Genomic DNA, 19,859 nt, shown 5'->3' with positions numbered 1-19,859 from the left:
CTTAAATATCGGGTAATTAGCCGATAATTTGAAATATCGGTTAATTAGCCGATAATTTTTGAATGATGAATATAAAGGCTTATATTAGTAATATGATTTGCATTATAACTGGAGATATTGTTGGTTCTCGAAAGATAAAAGACAGTTGGTTATTAAGCTTAAAAACTGCTTTAAAAGCAGTTTCAGGGCAGAATGATAAATGGGAAATTTATCGTGGCGATAGCTTTCAGGTAGAAGTAACTGCAGAAAATGCCATTAGAACTGCTGCCTACTTAAAGGCTTGTATTAAAATAAATAAGCCTGCAGATGTAAGAATGGGTATTGGCATTGGCGAGGTAAAAACTAAACGTAAAAAACTTTCAGAATCAAGCGGCGATGCTTTTGTAAATTCAGGTGCTGCTTTTGATAGTTTAAAACAAGCAAAAGTAAACCTTGCAATTAAAACGGAAAATCCGGATTTTGATGAAGAAATAAATGTTTTGATTAAACTAGCTTTAATTGCAATGGACAGTTGGGGCATTGTTGCTGCTGAAATGGTTAAGCTAGCTTTGGAAAACGAAAATGTTGTGCAAAGCGAGTTGGCGGTTATTTCAAAAAGAACACAATCGTCTGTTAGTGAAGCTTTAAAACGAGCCCGCTATTCAGAAATCATGGAAATGGATAAACTATATCGTAAAAAACTGAATCAAATTCTTTCTTCATAATGGATATCATTTTAATCAAACTCATCCTTGCGCATTTAATTGGAGATTTTTTTCTTCAACCTACATCGTGGGTTAAGGATAAGGAAAGAAAGAAGCTTAAATCGGGTAAACTGTACTTACATGTTTTCATTCATGTGGTTTTAATATTTGTTGTTTTTTTAAGCTTTGATGTCTGGAAAATAGCCTTATCAATTGGTGTGCTACATTTTATAATTGATGCTTTAAAATCGCTTTTTCAAACTAGAAAGAATGCTAGAATATTGTTTTTTGCCGACCAGGTTTTGCACTTTGGCTCTATTGTTTTGGCTTGGCATGTTTTTTACAAAGGCTATTTAGATATTAGTTATTTAAATGATGTAAAAACCTGGTTTTTGATTGTTGGCTTATTATTTTTATCCCTGCCAACATCGATAATTATGAAAGTAATTATTGCTAAATGGTTACCTGAAAGTGATGATGAAAGTCCGAAATCATTACAGAATGCAGGAAAATATATCGGGATTTTAGAACGGGTTTTGATTTTTGTTTTTATACTCACCAACCATTTTGAAGCTGTCGGTTTCTTATTGGCAGCAAAATCTATATTCCGCTTTGGCGATTTAAAAGAGGCACACGACCTTAAATTAACAGAATATGTATTGATTGGAACACTACTAAGTTTCGGCATTGCAATAGTGGTTTCTTTTACGGTTTTGGGTTTAGTGAGATAGTTTTTAATGCACCTTGCAATCGGCATTTTGCTAAGCAAACGTTAAGAGAAGCGAAGAACCTTGCGTTTTAAACCCGATTGAAATGGAAATACTTTTTCTAAACCTATAAGGTTTTTAAAACCTTATAGGTTTAGAAAAAGATTGAAATGAAAAGCGGGGCTATCGAAACCGATTCCCCGCTGCAATTGCTTTTCAAATATTTAAAATCTATCTCGCTCCTGGAGGGCAATTATCTTTCAAAAATTTGGTGTAAGTAAGTGATAAATGCTCGCTTGTGCCCTCGCCTTCAGATATGCTGTGGGTACGATTTGGATAACTCATCAATTGAAAAACCTTTTTGTTTTTAATTAACTCATTGATGAGCATCTCTGCATTTTGGTAGTGAACGTTATCATCGCCGGTTCCGTGGATGTAAAGTAAATTACCTTTTAAATTTTTAGCATAGGTAATAGGAGAGCCCTTCATATAAGCATCTTTACTTGGAAAAGGCGTACCCATATAACGTTCCTGGTAAATATTATCGTAAGTTAACTGGTTGCCTACGGCGGCAATTGAGATACCTGTTTTATAGATATCAGGATATTGAAACATGAGGTTTAATGTTGAAGACCCGCCGCCACTCCAGCCCCAAACGGCTACACGGTCTTTATCCATAAATGAATTGGTTGCCAATAATTTTTTAGCAGCCATGGCTTGGTCGCGAACGTTGGTTACGCCAATGTTTTTGTAGATGCCTTTACGCCAGGTAGCTCCTTTCGGAACTGGTGCGCCACGGTTATCCATTGAAATGTAGATGTAACCATCTTTGGCCATATCGCCAGCATAAAGGAAATTTCTGCCTGCTCCATACGTATCTAACGCTGTTGCAGAAGCAGGTTCGCCATAAACATAAAATACAACCGGATATTTTTTATCGGGATTGAAGTTATCTGGTTTTTTCATCCAACCATCAAGTTCAACACCATCTTCGGTAGTTACTTTAAAAAATTCTACTTTATTTTTAGGTGCCTCTTGTTTTGATAATTGCGTGGTAATGCTGCCATCCATGGTAAATGGATTTCCGGTAGTAAAGTTCATCCATTCGGTAACCGGCCTTACGGTAGAACTGTTGTAACTATGGCGGGCGAAAGCGGCATTCGGCGAAATATCGTAATTATGTGTACCCGGAAGTAGCGTTGAAGGTGTTACTTGTTCTAATTTACCTTTTCCATCTAACTTGGTTTTATACAAGTATTTTTGCGTTGCATTTGTTGGAGAGGCTGTAAAATAAACGTAATTGCTTTTGTCGTCTATCAGTTTTATATCAATGGCATCATAATTTCCTTTGGTAACCAAGGTCTGCTTTTTACCATCGCGACTGATTCTGTACAAATGATTCCAACCATCTTTATCTGATGTAATGGTAAACTCCTGATTGTTGTTTAACCATTTCCATTCGTCCTGAGCGTCTATCCAGGCTTTAGCTTTTTCGGTGTAAATTGCTTTTGCCGTTCCGCTGGCCGCATCGCAAATAAAAACAATACTTTCGTTTTGTTCGCGATTTAATTGTTGTAAGATAACTTCGTTGCTATTCGGCACCCATTGCATACGTGGAATGTAGTGCTGAATGTCATCACCAGGAACATTTAACCAATTTGTTTTTGCGGTGGCAACATCAACAATGCCTACTTTACAAGCTGAGGGATTTTCGCCAACTTTAGGATACTCAACCGGAATGGTATAAGGATAAATAGAGTCTGTATTGTTTATCATCAAGAAGTTTTTGATTTTGGTAGCATCAAGTTGCCAGTAAGCAATTGATTTACCATCAGGACTCCATCTGAAACCGTCTCTGCAATCGAATTCTTCTTCATACACCCAATCGAAGGTTCCGTTAATCATTCTGTCAGTGCCATCGGTTGTTAAGGCTTTAGCATTCGAGCCATCGATGTTTTCTACATATAAATTATGTTTGCTTACATAGGCCACTTTGCTTCCATCAGGAGAAAGTTTTGCAAACATTAAAGAAGATGCAGGTTTATCCTTTCCAATTTGCGTGATTTTGTTTGCTGTTAGATCAGCCAACCAATAATCGCCACGGGTATCGTAACGCCAAACCTTTTTGCTGTTGGTATAAATTAAGGCTTTGGTTCCATCAGCAGATAACTGAAAGCTACGCACAGCGATGGGTGCACTTTTCCCAGCCGGCGTTAAAAGTGCTCTTGAAATAACAGTTTTTTTATCGCTCTTAGGCAAGGTAACACTGATAATTTCTCCACTGGCGATCTGGTAATAGGAATTTCCATCCTTTGCCCAATTAATACTTTGGGCTTTAACATCAATAAATGCCAGAGTAGCAATGCAAATAATTGATAATTTAAAGAGTAGGTTTTTTATCATAAAAATTAGTCATAAAAAAAGCTTTTTAACTTTCGGGCTAATTTAGATAAAAAGCCGGCGGTTAAAAAGCCTTTGATTGTAAGATCTAGGTTAGTTATTCACCACCACCTTGCATTTTCATTAATTCATCCATGGTAACTACTTCGTAGCCAGTAGGAACATCTTTAGAAATTGCACCAACTTTACCTTCAGAAATTGATTTTAAAGTTGTTGTAGTTTCAATGCCACGTTGAACCATTGTATATTTTACTGGGAAAGCGCCTAGACCTGGGAAATAATTTTGTGATCCTACGTTTGGTAATTCAACATCTTTAGTTGCCCAAAGTTCGTGTGATGCACCTTTATCATCTTTGAAAGTATATTTTTCTGCGTTATAGCCTCCAACGGTTTGTTTCTCGCCAGTAGCTTTAAAATCTGAATACTTTGCGATGCCGCCCATGGCTTTCTCCACATCTTCTTTAGATTGTTTTACTGCAAATTGTTTTTGTGCAATTGGCACATCAATTAATAACAAACCAGTTTTTTCGTTATTGTCTGATACAATTCCGATCAAAGCCGGACCTTGTTCCATTTCAATTTTTGTTAAGCCGTTATTAAATTTTACTTTAAGTTCTGCAGGTGGTTCTTGTCCGCCCATGGCTGCCTTTTGCTCATCAGTAAGTTTATATTCCAATCCATAAGTAATTGTACCTTCAGCAATTTTCTTCTGTGCGTGAGCAATTACTGCACCACCTACAAGGATTAAAGCGACAACGCTCGTTTTGATAGATTTTAACATGTTTTTATTTAAGTTTAGTTGTTTACCAGTTAATTTTTTCTTTATTAAGAAATGATGCAATACCTTTTTTAAAATCTTCACTTTCCCGCACCCTGGCATTGATTTGGACAGCAAATTCCAAACTTTTTTCAAGAAGCGGGTTAGTGGTTTGGGTAATCAATTGTTTTGTAATCATTAATGAATTACCAGAACTCTCTCTACACAAACTTAATGCAAATTCTTTAACAGTTTGATGAATTTCTTCTGAATTTGTTACAAAGTTGATCAATTTATATTCGAGTGCTTTTTCTGCGGGGAAAATTTTGCCTGTGAGTAAGAGTTCTTTGGCTATCGTTTCGTTTACTTTTTGTTTCAAGAAGCAGGATACGATTGCCGGAACAAAGCCAATTTTAACTTCAGTATAACCAAAATTGCTTTCAGGAGTGGCGAAAACAAAATCGCAGATGGTAGCCAAACCACAACCACCCGCAATGGCATGCCCTTCAACCTGAGCGATAACAACTTTAGGTAAGTAATAAATCGTGGTGAAAAGTTTTTTCAGGTTATTGGAATCTGCTACGTTTTCTTCGAAAGTGTTATGACGCAATTGCTGAAGGTATTCCAAATCTGCACCAGCGCTAAAAACACCGCCAACAGCATTTAAAATAACCACTTTAACATCATCATCTTCAGAAGCACGAATAAAATTTTCAGTTAATTCGGAAATTAACTGGGGGTTTAACGCATTTCGCTTTTCGGGTCTGTTTATAGTAATGGTGGCTATTCGCTCGGCTACGTGATACAAAACCAAATTTTCCATATTATTGGGTTAGGTGTACCAAATATGCAGGATTTTTCTTTAAAACATGTGCTCGTACTTTATTATTATCTGCAAAAGTTTTAAACGTTGCTATTTTATAATCTTTGTTGGTGGCGTCGATAATGATATCCTCGTATTCAAGTCCATTTGGCAAATTTTCGAGTTTAAACTTGTGGTTGCCTGTTAACCAGATACTTTTGAACTTTCCAATAACCGCTAATTTTTTGTAGTTCATCTGCTCGTTGATCAAAAGAATATTGTAGTCATTGAAAACAATCTGATTATCTTTTTTAATAAAGTGACGCAAAATAGTATCCATTTTTAAATTGATGAAATCGACTTTTTTAATTTGAGATTGCTCTAAAGCCGGAGCCACAAAAAACAGGTAGTTTTTATCAACTTCTGTTAAATCTGTAACCAATACTGCATCCCGACCTGTTATAAATGCCGCAGCATAATTTTTCCGCAAAGTGAATAATATAATTTTCTTTTGATGGATGGCTGTCCAATCTTTGTATACTATCAGCGCAGAATAAATAATGTAACTTATTAAGGATATAATCAAACATCGTTTATGGTATTTCGCCAGTGAATAGACGAAAAAAGCTAAAGCCAAACTTAATAAAATAAGCTCTATAAGATTCATCCAAACTGAAGAAACCGTTGAGAAAGGCAAATTCGAAATCCATTTTAAAACCGTGTTTGTAGATACAATTATCCATTCAAAAATGGGAGATAATCTGTCAATTAAAGGAACGAGCACAAAAATTCCTAAAACCATAATTATGAACAGCGGGATCGCAATAAATAAATTTCCCAGCAGGAAATAAACAGGAAATTGATGGAAATAGTAAATGCACAATGGGAAAGTGACGAGTTGTGCTGATAAGGATAGGGCAGTTAGTTCCCAAATTTTGTTGAGCCGTTTGTTTTTTACGTAAATCCATTTATAAATTTTGGGTTGCAAGTATATCAATCCGAAAACAGAAAGATAAGAAAGTTGAAAACCGACGTCCCAAATCAGGAAAGGATTATAAACTAATTGGCAGAATGCTGCAAACGCTAGGGTATTATAGCTGTTTTTATTCCGGGCAAAATTTTTGGCAGTTATGAAAATGGTAATCATAATTGCCGCCCGAACAACGGATGGCGATAAACCTGTAATTAGTGCATAACTCCAGATCAAGCTGCATATCAATATGAATTTGAATATTTTAAGGGATCGTCGCTTGTTTAAGAAAGCCAAACAAAACTCGAGCAGTAAAAAGATGATTCCAACATGGCTTCCTGAAACGGATAGGGCGTGTATGGTTCCGGTTTTGGAATAAGCTGTTAAGGTTTCTTTGCTCAGATCAGCACGGAAACCTAAAATTAAAGTAGATGCGACAGCGAAGGCCTCATCATCGTTAATTATCTTTCGATATTTCGCCACTTGCTTTTCTCTCAAATCCAGTGCGAACTTGATGATGCGATTTCCAATATTTCGATTGGTTTTAAGCACATGGTTTTGGTTAATAAAAGTTTGTTGATAGATGTTTTGACTTGCTAACCACCTTTTGAAATCAAATTCTGCAGGACTGTAAGGTGGCTCAACCTCGAGATATTTTGCTGACACCACTAATTCATCACCATATTTTAATTGGATAGGAGTGATGCTATCTACTTTCAAAGCCAAAAGTAATTGCCCGCTAAGCCTGATCTGTTTGGAATTTTCATATCCCGAAACCACTCTTGCTTTAAACCTTAGAATATCGTCGGTTTGCTCAGGTTCATCATTAACCCATATTTTTAAAATTTTATAGTTTTTCTTTGCGAAATAGTCAGGTTTCAGTGTTTCGTTATTTAATACAGAGAGTAAAGCGCCCAAAAAGAAGAAAAAAAGTAAGATAGAAATTCCGGTTACCCCTTTAAATTTGTAAGCATCAAATTTTTTATAAGTGATGTTGATGAATAATACAGAAAGGAAAATAACGGCAGATGCAATTGCCAGAAATAAAATCATTTTTTCTGCCGGAAAAAAATAAAAAACCCCAATTCCAATTATAAATGGAAGGAGGATCCTTGCAAAAATATATTCTGCCTTAAACATAATTTAAAATTGATAGCGCATTTGAATTTTAATTTCTGATTTTTTATTGCCTTGAATTTCATCTAAATATGAACCTACAGTTTCTACATCTTTATAAATGAACATGGCATATCTTGCCCAGATATTTAATTTTTTAGCCAGATTATATTTCAGGTTTAAATAAGTTCTGAAACCTTTTCCGCTGTACATGCCAAAAGCGAAGCTATACAATACATCATCTTCATAAGCATAAATTCTGCTATTGTAACTTGGTGTATTAAAATATGCTACCCGCAGGTTTCCTGTTATTTTTGAAAACATTGGAGCGTAGTCTATATCCTGATAAATCAGGTAGCCGAATTCTCGTTTTGCATCACCCTTTTTATATTGAGAAACCTCTGCCCGGTTTTGAAAACTCAATTTTTTATTAATCTGCCAGCTTATTTCGAGGCGGTAGCCTTCTTTTTTCACATCATCTAAAAAGTTAACGGGTACATCTAAATCGGTATTCTGCTGCTTGTTTTCGGTTTTAAATCTCGCAAGGGCCTTGAAGGTTTTACTAGGTGTGTAAACCGCCTGACCTAAAATTTCGTAACCCTTTGAAGGTGCATCAATCCGATATTTTAACCATGGAAATCGAAAATAGTCGCCATACACCGAAAATGCCCAACGCTTGTTTGGTGTCACATTTAAGCCGGCATACAAACCTTTTTCATTTACGGATTCACTTGCTTCGGCCACTGCCTGATTAAAAAAGTTATGGTAATCTTTTGCATAATTCCGATAAGTGATGGCTGTCGAAACCGTAGGAGATAAGCTAATTAAAGCACCATTCACATAAGCTAAGCCGCTATTTAAGCTTTTCCCGGCTTCGCCGAAAAAATAAATGTTGCTATAGGTGTAATTATAATAAAGGCCAACGTTAGTTAATAAATTTCCTGTAAAACTAAACCTGTCATAAACCGCTGTTTGTGTAATAAAACTATTTCCGTACTTACTTTGGTAAGCGATGGCACCAATGCCCAGATCATCGTTATTATATTGAAGTGTTAAGCCATAGATTTGTTGCTTTAAAGATCCCTTGTTCTCAATTTCTGTAGGTGTGCGGTGATAGCCACTTTGATTGATTGTCGCCTGAACAAGGTTGCCATCGGCACCCAAATCCTGACTGGCATCAAGATTTCTGAATGAAATAAAGGGTGTAATATCTACATTGTTAAAAAGATTAATTGTTGCCGATGTGCCCCTTAAAAAGGAATATTCATTTGCCGAAGTGTAAGGTCTTAAGCCCAAATCTTTTCTGGCTACTGCCGTTACGTCTGGCCCTTTGCCAAAAGCAAATCCCGACCACATGGTTAATCCCTGGCCAAATTGTAGGGTATAATCTCCAACTACTAATTTTTTAATCCTTCCCAGTTTAAATAGCGCAATGTTGCCCGAATAAAAATCGAAAGGCTTGCCTATAAATTTTTCACCAGCATCTTTATCTAGGGTTATCGCTGCCGAAACAATTGTTCCATAATGATAACGGTAACGGGTTTGAAACCTTTCCGGGGAACCTAAGTAACGATTACCTGGCAAATCAGTAAAGCCTTTTTGCTTTTGTAAAATCTGCGCAAATCGCATGAGCAAATCACTTTCACCTAGGTTCAATATGTTTCTGAATGTAAGTTTTTCATATTCCGTAGTAGGATTTAAAGTGACAAAAGGGAGTAGATTCTGGACAGTTTTCACATCAAAACCATCAATACTTTGAAGCTCCAGTACATCAACAAACTTTCCGTTATCTTTTATGTAAGCAAAAAAGTTGCTGATTTGCAATGGCGATAGAAACACCAATGTTTTGAGTTCTTCAGCAGAAGTTTTGTTTAAGTTGATAGGATGTTTTCTCAATCTGGTCAGCACGTCAATCAATTCCGTCATATCGTAATCGTCCGGCAGATTTTCTGCTACGCTTTCTATAATATCGCGAACATCAATTTCTTCAACTGTTTGTGCCTTAACAATGGAAGCCATCATTACCAAGACAATTGTTATCAATCTAAAAGGCATAACTAACAGCAATTTGAGGTGCATAACCCAGGTTGGCATCATAACTGGTTGCCATGTCCAATAAAAATTTTTTGTATTTTAAACCGAAGCCCGCATATTGTTTAAATGGTTTAGCACTTAAGCCACCACGCAAACTCAGCAAATCAATGATTTTGTAATCTATGCCAAGGCTTACATCGATAGATTGATTTAGCACTTTGCTAATTGATGTTGCAATTAAAACTTTATCAGATACTAAATAACTTGCGCCAACATTAAAAGAAGTTGGTATTTCAATAAATACCTCAGTGCTGCTAAAATTTTGTTTCGATGGATTGCTTACGAAAGCACCGAAAGTAAATTCCTTATCGAAATGGTATAGCGCCCCTACGTTAACCGAGAAACCAGTTGAGGTACCATAATTAGCTATTTTTAATTGATGATAATTACCGTTTAAAGCAATGGATAATTTTTCTCCAAATTTCTTCGCGTAAACAAAGCCAATTTTGCTTTCATTATATTCAGCAAATCCATAGCGCTGAAAGCTTGCTCCAATAAAGTTGTTTTTGATCGGTAAAACAAAAGCTAAGGCCTGAGTACTGACCTCATTGCTAAAAAGATGTTTGATATAATTTAGTGAAATGATTGGCCCTGAAAGCGAGGTTATTCCAGCTGGGTTTGCCTGTACCGCCCAAACATCGGTAACAGCTGCACCATTTTTGCCCATAGCAGTAAGCCTTGGACCCAAAGTGTTTTGAGCAAATAAACAAAAAGGCGTGAGGGAGATTAACAATACAATCCATATTTTCATTTGAGGGCGTTAAAACCGGTAAATAAAAAATAGGGTGATTGTTGTTCGGTTATTCTAATTTAGAAAATAAATTAGAATTTGAAAATATTATTTTTTTTGCTAGAATTGAAATATAAACCAAATGTATCAATCTTGAGCAAATATTTTCTAATTTACTAGAATCAAAAAAATTAATTGAGAATTACTCAAATGAGAATAATAAGCTTTGGCAAATAAAATTGAGGATTGATAATTATAATCGAAACACACTCTTTACTTTAATTGCATTAGCGGTTGTGTCTCTAGTTTCCTTTCTTATAATAACAAACAGGGCCGAAAAATATTACTCTTTTTTATTGTTTGGTAACTTAGCAATTTTTGTTTGTATAAAGTACATGGTTGGTAAATATTGGGATTCGCAAAAAAAGAAAGAGATATTAGCAAATGAATTGGCTAATATATCTGCTATTGAAAGTAAAATGAATTTGATTGCATCCCAATTGGATTCATTTACTATTCTACCAGAGCGTTACAGAACCATTCATGCAGTTGATAGCATTGGTAGTTATTTTGTAAACAAGAGAGTAGACTCCTTGAAAGAAGGAATAAATCTTTATGAAGATGAACTGCTTAAATATCAGCAACTTCACCAAAACAATCAAATGATTTTTCAAAACAGTCAAATGATTTTTCAAAACAATCAAATGATCTATCAAAATAACAAAATGTTAAGAGCTCAGAGTATAACAAATACATTGTTGCTTTTTAAGCGATGAAATATATTCTTAAAAGAATTACAACTCCTGCGCTAAATTCACCAAAAACCCTTTTAGTTTTTCCAAAGAATCAATAATCTTTTGATTTTCTTTAACATCGCCTTTATTGTTTTTTAAATGCTCTTTTGCACCTTTAAGGGTAAAACCTTTTTCATCAACAAGGTTGAAGATGATTTTTAAGTTTTCGATGTCATCAGGCGTAAATAACCGGTTACCTTTTTTATTTTTCTTAGGTTGTAGGATGTCAAATTCCTTTTCGTAAAAACGAATTTGCGATGCGTTAACATTAAACATTTCAGTCACTTCGCCCATGGTATAATACATTTTATTAATGTCTCTTTCTTTATATGGCATAGTTGGCGCTTGATTATGAGTGTTTTACATCGATTAATTAAAGTATTCAAATGTAGCTCGATTTTTCCTTATTAACGCAATAAAATTTTAATTTTGTTCCTCCAATTAATAAAATGTAATGACAGCACAAGAGATTAGACAGGCATTCCTTAGTTTTTTTGAATCAAAACAGCACCACGTTGTTCCATCGGCACCAATTGTGGTTAAAAATGACCCGACTTTGATGTTTACCAATGCTGGTATGAATCAATTTAAGGATTTGTTTTTAGGCGAAGCCACGATTAAATATGCCCGTGTTGCAGATACTCAACGCTGCTTACGTGTTTCTGGTAAGCATAACGATTTGGAAGAAGTTGGTATCGATACCTATCATCATACCATGTTCGAAATGCTGGGTAATTGGAGCTTTGGCGATTATTTTAAGAAAGATGCGATTGCCTGGAGCTGGGAGTTATTAACAGAGGTTTACAAAATTCCGAAGGAAAAATTATATGTTACTTATTTCGAGGGCGATGCAAAAGAGGGTTTAGAAAAAGACCAGGAAGCTTACGACCTTTGGAAACAATATGTTGATGAAAGCCACATTTTACCAGGAAATAAAAAAGATAATTTCTGGGAAATGGGCGATACCGGACCATGCGGGCCCTGCTCCGAGATTCATGTAGATTGCCGTACTGATGAAGAAAAAGCTTTGGTAGATGGCGCTACGTTAGTCAATGCCGACCATCCTCAAGTGATCGAAATCTGGAATAATGTATTCATGCAGTTTAACCGTTTAAAAGATGGTTCATTGCAAAGTTTACCTGCAAAACATGTTGATACCGGAATGGGTTTTGAACGTTTGGTGCGTGTTTTACAGGAGAAAACCTCAAACTACGATACGGATGTTTTCCAGCCAATGATTCAGTTTATTGCTGACAAATCTGGAATTAAATACGGCGCCGATGAAAAAACTGACATCGCTATGCGTGTAATGGCCGACCATATTCGTGCCATTGCGTTTGTAATTGCCGATGGTCAACTGCCATCGAACAACAAAGCTGGTTATGTTATCCGTAGAATTTTACGTCGTGCTGTGCGTTATGCTTACACATTCCTAAATTTCAAAGAGCCGTTTTTAAATCAGCTCGTTCCAATATTGGCTGAACAGTTTAAAGGTGTTTTTGATGAGCTGATTTCTCAACAGGATTTCGTTCAAAAGGTAGTTTTGGAAGAAGAGGTTTCGTTTTTGAGAACTTTATCAACAGGTATTCAACGGTTTGAAAAATACCAGGCAGCAAATAATACGGTAGAAGGAAGTTTTGCTTTTGAACTATCTGATACATTCGGTTTTCCAATCGATTTGACTGAGCTGATGGCCAGAGAGAAGGGTTGGAGTGTCGATTTAGCTGGATACGAACAAGCGCTTAAAAAGCAGAAAGATGACAGTCGTGCAGCTACTGCTATTGATACCAGCGATTGGGTTATTGTTAATGCAGATGAGCAAAGTGAGTTTGTGGGTTACGATGATTTAGAAATCGAAACTGAAATTCTAAAATACCGTAAAGTTAAAGCAAAAGGAAAAGAGCAATATCAAATTGTTTTACGCCAAACACCCTTTTATGCAGAAAGCGGAGGACAGGTAGGAGATACCGGTCGTTTAGAAGACCATAGTCGACAGTTTTGGGTTGATATTACCGATACTAAAAAGGAGAATGGCTTAACGGTTCACTTCGCAGATATTTTACCTGATAATTTGGAAGGAAAATTTTGGGCTGTTGTTGATGAAGATAAACGCATTTTAACCGAGGATAACCACTCAGCCACGCATTTGCTACATGCTGCTATGAAACAAGTTTTAGGAAGCCACGTAAACCAAAAAGGCTCATTGGTAAATGCTGATTATTTACGTTTCGATTTTTCTCATTTTGCGAAGGTAACAGATGAAGAACTCGCTCAAATTGAGGTAATTGTAAATCAGAAAATCAGGCAAAATATTAAGTTAAAGGAACAAAGAAATGTGCCTTATCAGGATGCTATTGAGAGTGGCGTAACTGCTTTGTTTGGCGAAAAATATGGCGACTTTGTTCGTATGATAACCTTTGATGACCATTTTTCGAAAGAACTTTGCGGTGGTACACATGTAAAAGCTACAGGACAAATTGGTTCATTTAAAATTATTTCTGAAAGCGCAGTTGCGGCTGGTGTTCGAAGAATTGAAGCGATTACTGCTGATAAAGCGGAACAGTATTTCTTAGATCAAAGAAAAGAATTAGGTCATTTAAAAGCTTTGTTAAATGGCTCGAAAGATTTATCATCTTCAGTTCAGGCATTGTTAGATGAAAATGCTAAACTTAAAAAGGAGATTGAAAAATCAATTTTAGAGCGTGTTAGCAACCTGAAACACGAAATCGTTCATCACGTTCGTGGTATAAATGGTATAAACTTAATTGCTAAACACATCGATTTGCAAAGTGCTGATGCCGTGAAAAACCTCGCTTTTTCATTAAAAGATATGATTGATAACTTGTTCCTGGTATTTACAACTGAAATTGATGGTAAGCCCGGTATCACCGTAATGCTTTCTGATGATTTAGTGAAGAAAGGAATGAATGCTTCTAATATCGTTCGTGAGTTAGGGAAAGAAATTCAAGGTGGAGGCGGTGGTCAGCCGTTTTATGCAACCGCAGGCGGTAAAAATCCTGAAGGTTTACCGAACGTTTTAGGTAAAGCTGAAGGCTTTATTCCACAATAATTTGCAAAGAACCGCAATAATGAAACTGGGCTAATTGTTAGTTTTTCATTAATAGGTGTATCATCTTTGCAATTTAAACCCGATTGAAGTGGAAATACTTTTAAAAAAGTAGTACCCTTTAATATCTTTTATACTGAGGAACGAAGTATCTGCAAGCGATGAAAAAGATTCTTCGTTCCTCAGAATGGCAGAGGTTTTTTTAAAAGATTGCAACGAAAGCGGGACTGCTTTAACCTAAGCATTACTGCAATTGCTTTTCAAATTATTTATTGAATTGTATTTTGGTTTTAAAACTAATTCATTAGTTTCGCTTGAAAAAAATCTAAATGAAAAAATCACTCTTAATCATTGTTTTACTTGGCTCAATAAGTTGGTGTAAGGCACAAAGCAAAAATCCAGATAGCGTATCAAAAGCAATCGAATCGAGATCAAAAGCAATTGGCCATGGTGGCAATAATGAGATCAAGATTAATCTTTTTTATTCTGTTTTGGCCATTCCTGAAATTACCTACGAAAGAATTATAGAAGACAATATGGGTGCTGGAATTTCTGTTGCTATTGGCGCAACAAATGAAAATGTTTTCGGAAGCAGAATTAATTATATCATTACCCCTCATTACCGATTATATTTTGGAAACAAAAAGGCGAATGGATTCTTTATAGAAGGCAATGCAGGAGTTATTTCGTATAAAGAATATGACTATTCATCATTAGCTTATACCTCTTATCCGGCAGGATATAATTATACGCTACCGGAAATAAATTATACTTCTTTTGGGTTGGGTGCTGCCGCTGGTGCAAAGTTTTTAACAAGAAATGGCTTTTTAGGAGAAGCTTATTTAGGTGTAGGCAGAGTTTTTAGCAGTAAGAACAATGCAATAGAAGCCTACCCAAGGTTCGGTTTAACCATTGGTAAAAGATTTTAATCATAAAAAAAGAGGCTCGAAAGCCTCTTTTTTATTTAATGCCTGCCATGCTTTTCCCGGTGTCCTCTTGAGAATAAACTGGAATTTACTCTTCTGTCATGGTGTCTTTTATCAACTTTATACGGTCTATAGTTATTTCTTCCTGGTGCGCTATATCTTACACGGTTTCCTCCACCATATGAAGACCTGTAGATGTTCGAACGATTTGAATATTTTACACGATGTGTATTGTAACTTCTGTACGGGTTATGACCATAAACAACAACCTTTCTACCGCGGTGCAAATCGTAACCTCTGTACCTGGCCGGTAAATGTCTGTTTCTAACCCATCGGTTTCCGCTTAGATAAACAAAATGACGTTGCGGAACGTAATAGTAAGATTGCACTTCGGGCAAATAATAATAATTAACGTTTTGATAACCGACCGGAACCCAGGCAGGCTGTGTGCCAATGTTTACATTTAAACTTACCTGAGCGTTAGATTGATTTGATGTTAAAGCCACGATACCTACAATCGCGGAGATGATTAATAACTTTTTCATAATCGTTTCTATTTGTGTGTACGGATAGAATTCAAACGCTGTGCCAAATTTTCTATTGTAACAGAGATATAAAAAAAGGGAGCTTCTTTCGAAAACCCCCTCTACACAACTAAATAATCTGCTATCCACGTCCTTTACCGTTATTTCTTTCAGGACGGTTATTAGATGCTTTTCTGTCATTTCCCGGTGCATTGTCACGACCTGGTTTTGTTTTTTGATTTTGTTTCACAATAGTTACCTGCGAGCGACTTGGGCGGTTGTTGCCATTTTGTGAGCGAACAACTTGCTCTGGTCTATTGCTAATATTTCCATTGTAATTCGGATGACCTTTTACCACGTAATATTTGCGATCACGACTATCTCTTATTATCGCCTGCCTACCGTTGTAGTTTTTAAATTTAACATATTTAGTTACATAGATGTTATTTCTGAGATATGGTTTTGGTTCGTTGACCACAACTTTATAAGCATTATACACATCAAAATTTCTGTATTGATTAGGCAAACTATTTGCCCAAACCCATCGTCCGCCATTTGAATAAATATACTGGCTGGATGGAACATTGTAATACGCATCGATATCAGGAAAATAGTAATAGTCCACATGGTCGTAACCTATAGGTCCCCAGACTGGTTGTGAGCCGATGTTGATACTTAAGTTAACCTGTGCTTTTGCATTGTTTATGCTGAATAATGAAACCATCAGAACCGCAGCAAATAATACTAACTTTTTCATAACTTTTTAAATTTAGGGTTTCTTTTGTGTGTTGATTATTGAAATAGACGGAAGCATTACATAGTAGTTTAATTGTGGCAATTCGTTTTAACATTCTTTAACTATATTTGCCAAAGCAATACATAAAAGGCACAATTTTAATATGGGTTTAGGTACAAACCAAAGCAATTACGAACTCGTTTCAGGACTGGAGATACACGTTCAGTTAAATACCAATACGAAAATATTCTCTTCAGATAGTGCTTCTTTTGGGGCTTTGCCTAACCAAAATATTTCAACCGTCTCGCTGGCTCTGCCCGGTGCGTTGCCAAAACTAAATAAAGAAGTTGTGGCAAAAGCCGTTAGGATTGGCCTTGCCTTGAACTGTACAATTAACCAAATCAATCATTTCGATAGGAAAAATTATTTCTATGCTGATTTACCAAAGGGATACCAAATTACGCAGGATAATCAACCCATTTGTGTGAATGGCTTTCTTGAAGTGGAAGTATCTGATGGTTCTACGAAGAAAATTGGTATCAACAGAATCCATTTAGAAGAAGACGCTGGCAAGAGTATTCATGACCAGGATGATCATTATTCATTAGTAGATTTAAACCGTGCCGGTGTTCCGTTAATTGAGATTGTTACCGAACCCGATATTCGCAGTGCTGAAGAAGCATCAGCTTTGCTGAGCGAAATTAGAAAACTGGTGCGCCATTTAAATGTAAGCGATGGAAACATGGAAGAGGGTAGTTTGCGTTGTGATGCAAATATTTCTATTCGCCCAAATGGTTCAACAGAATTTGGTACCCGTTGTGAAGTGAAAAACCTAAACTCTATGCGTAACGTACGTAGAGCAATGGATTTCGAATTTGGCAGACAAGTGGAAGTAATTTCAAACGGCGGAACAATTATTCAAAGTACACTGAATTTTGACGCTGATAGAGGGACAACCTCGCCAATGCGAACCAAAGAAGAAGCTAACGATTACCGTTATTTTTCTGATCCTGATTTGCAGCCAATTTATATTTCTGATGATTGGTTAGCAGAAATCACATCGGCTATGCCTGCTTTACCAAATGAAATTTCGAAGCAAATGGTTACAGAATTCGGTATTAGCAAAGCTGATGCAACGCTATTTGCAGAGGATTTAGATTTATTAGATTATTTCAATCAGGCTTTGCCATTGGTTAATACCAGGAAAACTTTAATTAACTGGCTAATTGGACCCATTAGAGCCGTACTGAGTGAAAAAGGTGTCGTTATTGCTGATTACAAAGTTAAACCTGAACAGTTAGCCGCCGCGATTAATTTGGTTGATGATAAAAAAATCACCCAGCAAATTGCTATTCAACAGTTATTGCCAGCAGTTGAAGGTACCGCAAATGCAGATGTTGTAAGCTTGGCACAATCATTAAACCTGTTAATTTCCGAAAATAGCGATGAATTAGGCGGTTTTATTGATGAGGTGTTAAACAAGTTTCCGGCACAGGTAGAAGCCTATAAAAAAGGTAAAAAGGGTGTATTGGGTTTATTTGTAGGTGAAGTGATGAAGCTGGCAAAAGGTAAGGCTGATGCCAAAAAATTAAATGAATTGATACTTGAAAAACTAAAATAATAATGAAATTAAAAAACTTAAGCCTGATCTTACTGATCGCAGTTGCGTTTACTGCCTGTAAACCAAAAGACAGCTTTAACATTGATGGAACTTTTAAAAATCCAGGTGCCGATAAGAAAGTTTATCTGTACGGAATGCAAAGTAGCCAGATGGTCGCTATTGATTCTACCAATTTATCTGAAAAAGGCGAGTTTAAATTTATTCGTAAAACACCATCTGTAGACTTTTTTAGGGTTTCCATTGGTAATCATGAATTTATGTTAATCGCCAAAAATGGCGATGATATTAAGCTGGAAGCTGATTTAGCTGATAAAACAATGGCTTATAAAATATCTGGCGCCAATGAAGTTGAAAAGTTATCAGAGCTAAATACAATCAGAAATAACTTCGCGAAGCAGGCAGAAAAACTGCAAGCCGATTTTGAAGCAAAGGTAGCGGAGCAACCTCAGAACAGGGCGCAGATTCTGGAAGATATGAGACCTCAGTATCAATCCTATATCAATCAGCTGAATACGCAGATTATCAAATTTGCAAAGGACAATAAAGGAACCTTGGCGAGTTTTTATGCAATGAACACGCTAAGTCCGCAAGAGTACGAGGCGGAATTGGTAAAGTTTGCCGATGAAGTTAAAGAGGAGATTAAAGGAAATGCTACCGTAGATACTTTTGTAAAGCAAATGGCTTTATTAAAAACAGTTCAGGTTGGGCAAGTTGCGTCTGATTTTACCATGAATACTGCAGATGGAAAAGCAATCAGCTTATCTGATTATAAAGGAAAGTATGTGTTGTTGGATTTTTGGGCATCCTGGTGCCAGCCTTGCCGTCAAGAAAACCCAAATGTGGTTAAAGCTTATAATCAGTACAAAACAAAGAATTTTGATATTTTAGGAATTTCTTTAGATACCGATAAAGCAGCCTGGTTGGGCGCAATAAAAGCTGATGGTTTAACGTGGTCGCACGTTTCGGAGCTGAAAGATTTCAACGGAGAAACCGTAAAAAAATACCAGGTTCAGGCTATCCCAACTTCTTATATTATCGATCCTAATGGTAAGATAGCAGCTAAAAATCTCCGTGGGGCAGAATTGGAAGCATTTTTAGCAAAAACGTTACGTTAAAAGAAACTCAATGTTAAACTAATTTAAGTCGTTAACAATTTCTTAACTTAGTCTTAACTAATAGTTACTTCAGAGACAGTACTTTCGTAACAAATATTTAACTATGAATAACGCAGGTCAGAAAATATTAATTGTTGATGATGAACCAGATATTCTGGAACTGATTGAGTATAATCTGAAAAAAGAAGGTTATCAGGTCTTTACCGCTTCTAACGGCCAGGAAGGGATTACGGTTGCTAAAAAAGTTCATCCGGATTTGATTATCCTTGACATCATGATGCCAAAGATGGATGGGATTGAGGCTTGTAGATTGATGAGAGCTATTCCTGAGTTCAAAAATACATTTATGGTTTTCTTAACGGCAAGAAGTGAAGAATACTCTGAAATCGCTGGTTTTAATGTAGGCGCTGATGATTACATTGCGAAGCCAATTAAGCCACGTGCTCTAGTTAGCCGTATCAATGCGATTTTAAGACGAAATACCGGAACGGAAGAAGTATCAGAAAACAAGTTAGAAATTGGTGATCTGGTGATCGATCGTGAAGCTTATTTGGTATTCCAGGGTGGAAACAAAGTGGTTTTGGCAAAAAAAGAATTTGAATTATTATATCTTTTAGCCTCAAAACCTGGCAAGGTTTATACTCGTGAATCTATCCTTAAAAACATTTGGGAAGATTCAGTTGTGGTGACTAACCGCACCATTGATGTACACATTCGTAAACTCCGCGAAAAGCTTGGCGAAACTTATGTATCAACCGTAAAAGGTGTGGGTTATAAGTTCGAGCTTTCTTAATAAAATATTAGCCTCATTTAAACA

General features: G+C 36.3%; 17 protein-coding genes. 8 read left to right on the top strand and 9 right to left on the bottom strand.

Annotation, left to right across the window (positions count from 1 at the left end; all coding sequences use genetic code 11):
* The first annotated feature begins 92 nt into the window (after positions 1–92).
* Together R2Q70_RS16990 and R2Q70_RS16985 are read left to right on the top strand one after the other, a co-directional pair.
* Complete coding sequence (locus tag R2Q70_RS16990; RefSeq protein ID WP_316808743.1) at positions 93–704, top strand: SatD family protein; 612 nt, start codon at positions 93–95, stop codon at positions 702–704.
* Entirely contained in the window at positions 704–1,414 is a 711-nt protein-coding gene (locus R2Q70_RS16985) for a DUF3307 domain-containing protein (RefSeq protein WP_316808742.1), read from the top strand. Before R2Q70_RS16990 ends, R2Q70_RS16985 begins: the two co-directional genes overlap by 1 nt.
* A 207-nt stretch (positions 1,415–1,621) precedes the next feature.
* Here the strand turns inward: R2Q70_RS16985 and R2Q70_RS16980 are convergent, their stop codons facing one another.
* From R2Q70_RS16980 to R2Q70_RS16955, 6 genes are all read right to left on the bottom strand, one after another.
* Positions 1,622–3,793: a S9 family peptidase gene (locus tag R2Q70_RS16980; protein WP_316808741.1), complete on the bottom strand. Its 2,172-nt coding sequence runs from the start codon at positions 3,791–3,793 to the stop codon at positions 1,622–1,624.
* Positions 3,794–3,887: 94 nt separating this feature from the next.
* Positions 3,888–4,571 carry a DUF4412 domain-containing protein gene (locus R2Q70_RS16975; RefSeq protein WP_316808740.1) on the bottom strand — a complete coding sequence of 228 codons (684 nt, stop codon included), beginning with the start codon at positions 4,569–4,571 and terminating at the stop codon, positions 3,888–3,890.
* 22 nt (positions 4,572–4,593) lie between these two features.
* Entirely contained in the window at positions 4,594–5,370 is a 777-nt protein-coding gene (locus R2Q70_RS16970; protein ID WP_316808739.1) for an enoyl-CoA hydratase/isomerase family protein, read from the bottom strand.
* 1 nt (position 5,371) lies between these two features.
* Positions 5,372–7,372: a ComEC/Rec2 family competence protein gene (locus R2Q70_RS16965; protein ID WP_316808738.1), complete on the bottom strand. Its 2,001-nt coding sequence runs from the start codon at positions 7,370–7,372 to the stop codon at positions 5,372–5,374.
* A gap of 90 nt (positions 7,373–7,462) precedes the next feature.
* On the bottom strand, positions 7,463–9,457 hold the full coding sequence (locus tag R2Q70_RS16960; RefSeq protein WP_316808737.1) for a helix-hairpin-helix domain-containing protein: 1,995 nt from the start codon (positions 9,455–9,457) through the stop codon (positions 7,463–7,465).
* Positions 9,458–9,479: 22 nt separating this feature from the next.
* Positions 9,480–10,280, bottom strand: a complete 801-nt coding sequence (locus R2Q70_RS16955; protein WP_316808736.1) for a hypothetical protein — start codon at positions 10,278–10,280, stop codon at positions 9,480–9,482.
* A 374-nt stretch (positions 10,281–10,654) separates the two neighbouring features.
* Here R2Q70_RS16955 and R2Q70_RS16950 point away from each other — a divergent pair, with 374 nt between their 5' ends.
* Positions 10,655–11,035, top strand: a complete 381-nt coding sequence (locus tag R2Q70_RS16950) for a hypothetical protein (protein WP_316808735.1) — start codon at positions 10,655–10,657, stop codon at positions 11,033–11,035.
* An 18-nt stretch (positions 11,036–11,053) separates the two neighbouring features.
* Here the strand turns inward: R2Q70_RS16950 and R2Q70_RS16945 are convergent, their stop codons facing one another.
* Positions 11,054–11,389, bottom strand: a complete 336-nt coding sequence (locus R2Q70_RS16945) for a MerR family transcriptional regulator (protein ID WP_316808734.1) — start codon at positions 11,387–11,389, stop codon at positions 11,054–11,056.
* Between the two features lie 118 nt (positions 11,390–11,507).
* Between R2Q70_RS16945 and alaS the strand changes: the two genes are divergently transcribed.
* Together alaS and R2Q70_RS16935 are read left to right on the top strand one after the other, a co-directional pair.
* Positions 11,508–14,123: an alanine--tRNA ligase gene (alaS, locus tag R2Q70_RS16940; protein WP_316808733.1), complete on the top strand. Its 2,616-nt coding sequence runs from the start codon at positions 11,508–11,510 to the stop codon at positions 14,121–14,123.
* 326 nt (positions 14,124–14,449) lie between these two features.
* Complete coding sequence (locus tag R2Q70_RS16935) at positions 14,450–15,049, top strand: hypothetical protein (RefSeq protein WP_316808732.1); 600 nt, start codon at positions 14,450–14,452, stop codon at positions 15,047–15,049.
* A 35-nt stretch (positions 15,050–15,084) separates the two neighbouring features.
* Here R2Q70_RS16935 and R2Q70_RS16930 read toward each other — a convergent pair whose 3' ends face one another.
* Together R2Q70_RS16930 and R2Q70_RS16925 are read right to left on the bottom strand one after the other, a co-directional pair.
* Positions 15,085–15,591 (bottom strand): hypothetical protein, encoded by a 507-nt coding sequence (locus tag R2Q70_RS16930; protein WP_316808731.1) that lies wholly within the window; start codon positions 15,589–15,591, stop codon positions 15,085–15,087.
* A gap of 121 nt (positions 15,592–15,712) precedes the next feature.
* Positions 15,713–16,327 carry a hypothetical protein gene (locus R2Q70_RS16925; protein ID WP_316808730.1) on the bottom strand — a complete coding sequence of 205 codons (615 nt, stop codon included), beginning with the start codon at positions 16,325–16,327 and terminating at the stop codon, positions 15,713–15,715.
* Positions 16,328–16,469: 142 nt separating this feature from the next.
* Here R2Q70_RS16925 and gatB point away from each other — a divergent pair, with 142 nt between their 5' ends.
* From gatB to R2Q70_RS16910, 3 genes are all read left to right on the top strand, one after another.
* A complete protein-coding gene (gatB, locus tag R2Q70_RS16920) occupies positions 16,470–17,927 on the top strand; it encodes an Asp-tRNA(Asn)/Glu-tRNA(Gln) amidotransferase subunit GatB (RefSeq protein ID WP_316808729.1) in 1,458 nt (485 codons plus the stop codon).
* Between the two features lie 2 nt (positions 17,928–17,929).
* Complete coding sequence (locus tag R2Q70_RS16915) at positions 17,930–19,042, top strand: TlpA disulfide reductase family protein (RefSeq protein WP_316808728.1); 1,113 nt, start codon at positions 17,930–17,932, stop codon at positions 19,040–19,042.
* A gap of 103 nt (positions 19,043–19,145) precedes the next feature.
* Positions 19,146–19,835, top strand: coding sequence for a response regulator transcription factor (locus tag R2Q70_RS16910; protein ID WP_316808727.1), 690 nt, complete (start codon positions 19,146–19,148; stop codon positions 19,833–19,835).
* Positions 19,836–19,859 lie beyond the last annotated feature (24 nt).

It is taken from the genome of Pedobacter agri, assembly GCF_032678665.1.
In the GTDB taxonomy this organism is placed as follows: Bacteria; Bacteroidota; Bacteroidia; order Sphingobacteriales; family Sphingobacteriaceae; genus Pedobacter; species Pedobacter agri_A.
The sequence above is the reverse complement of the archived record's forward strand: the minus strand, read 5'-3'. Positions and strand labels throughout refer to the sequence as shown.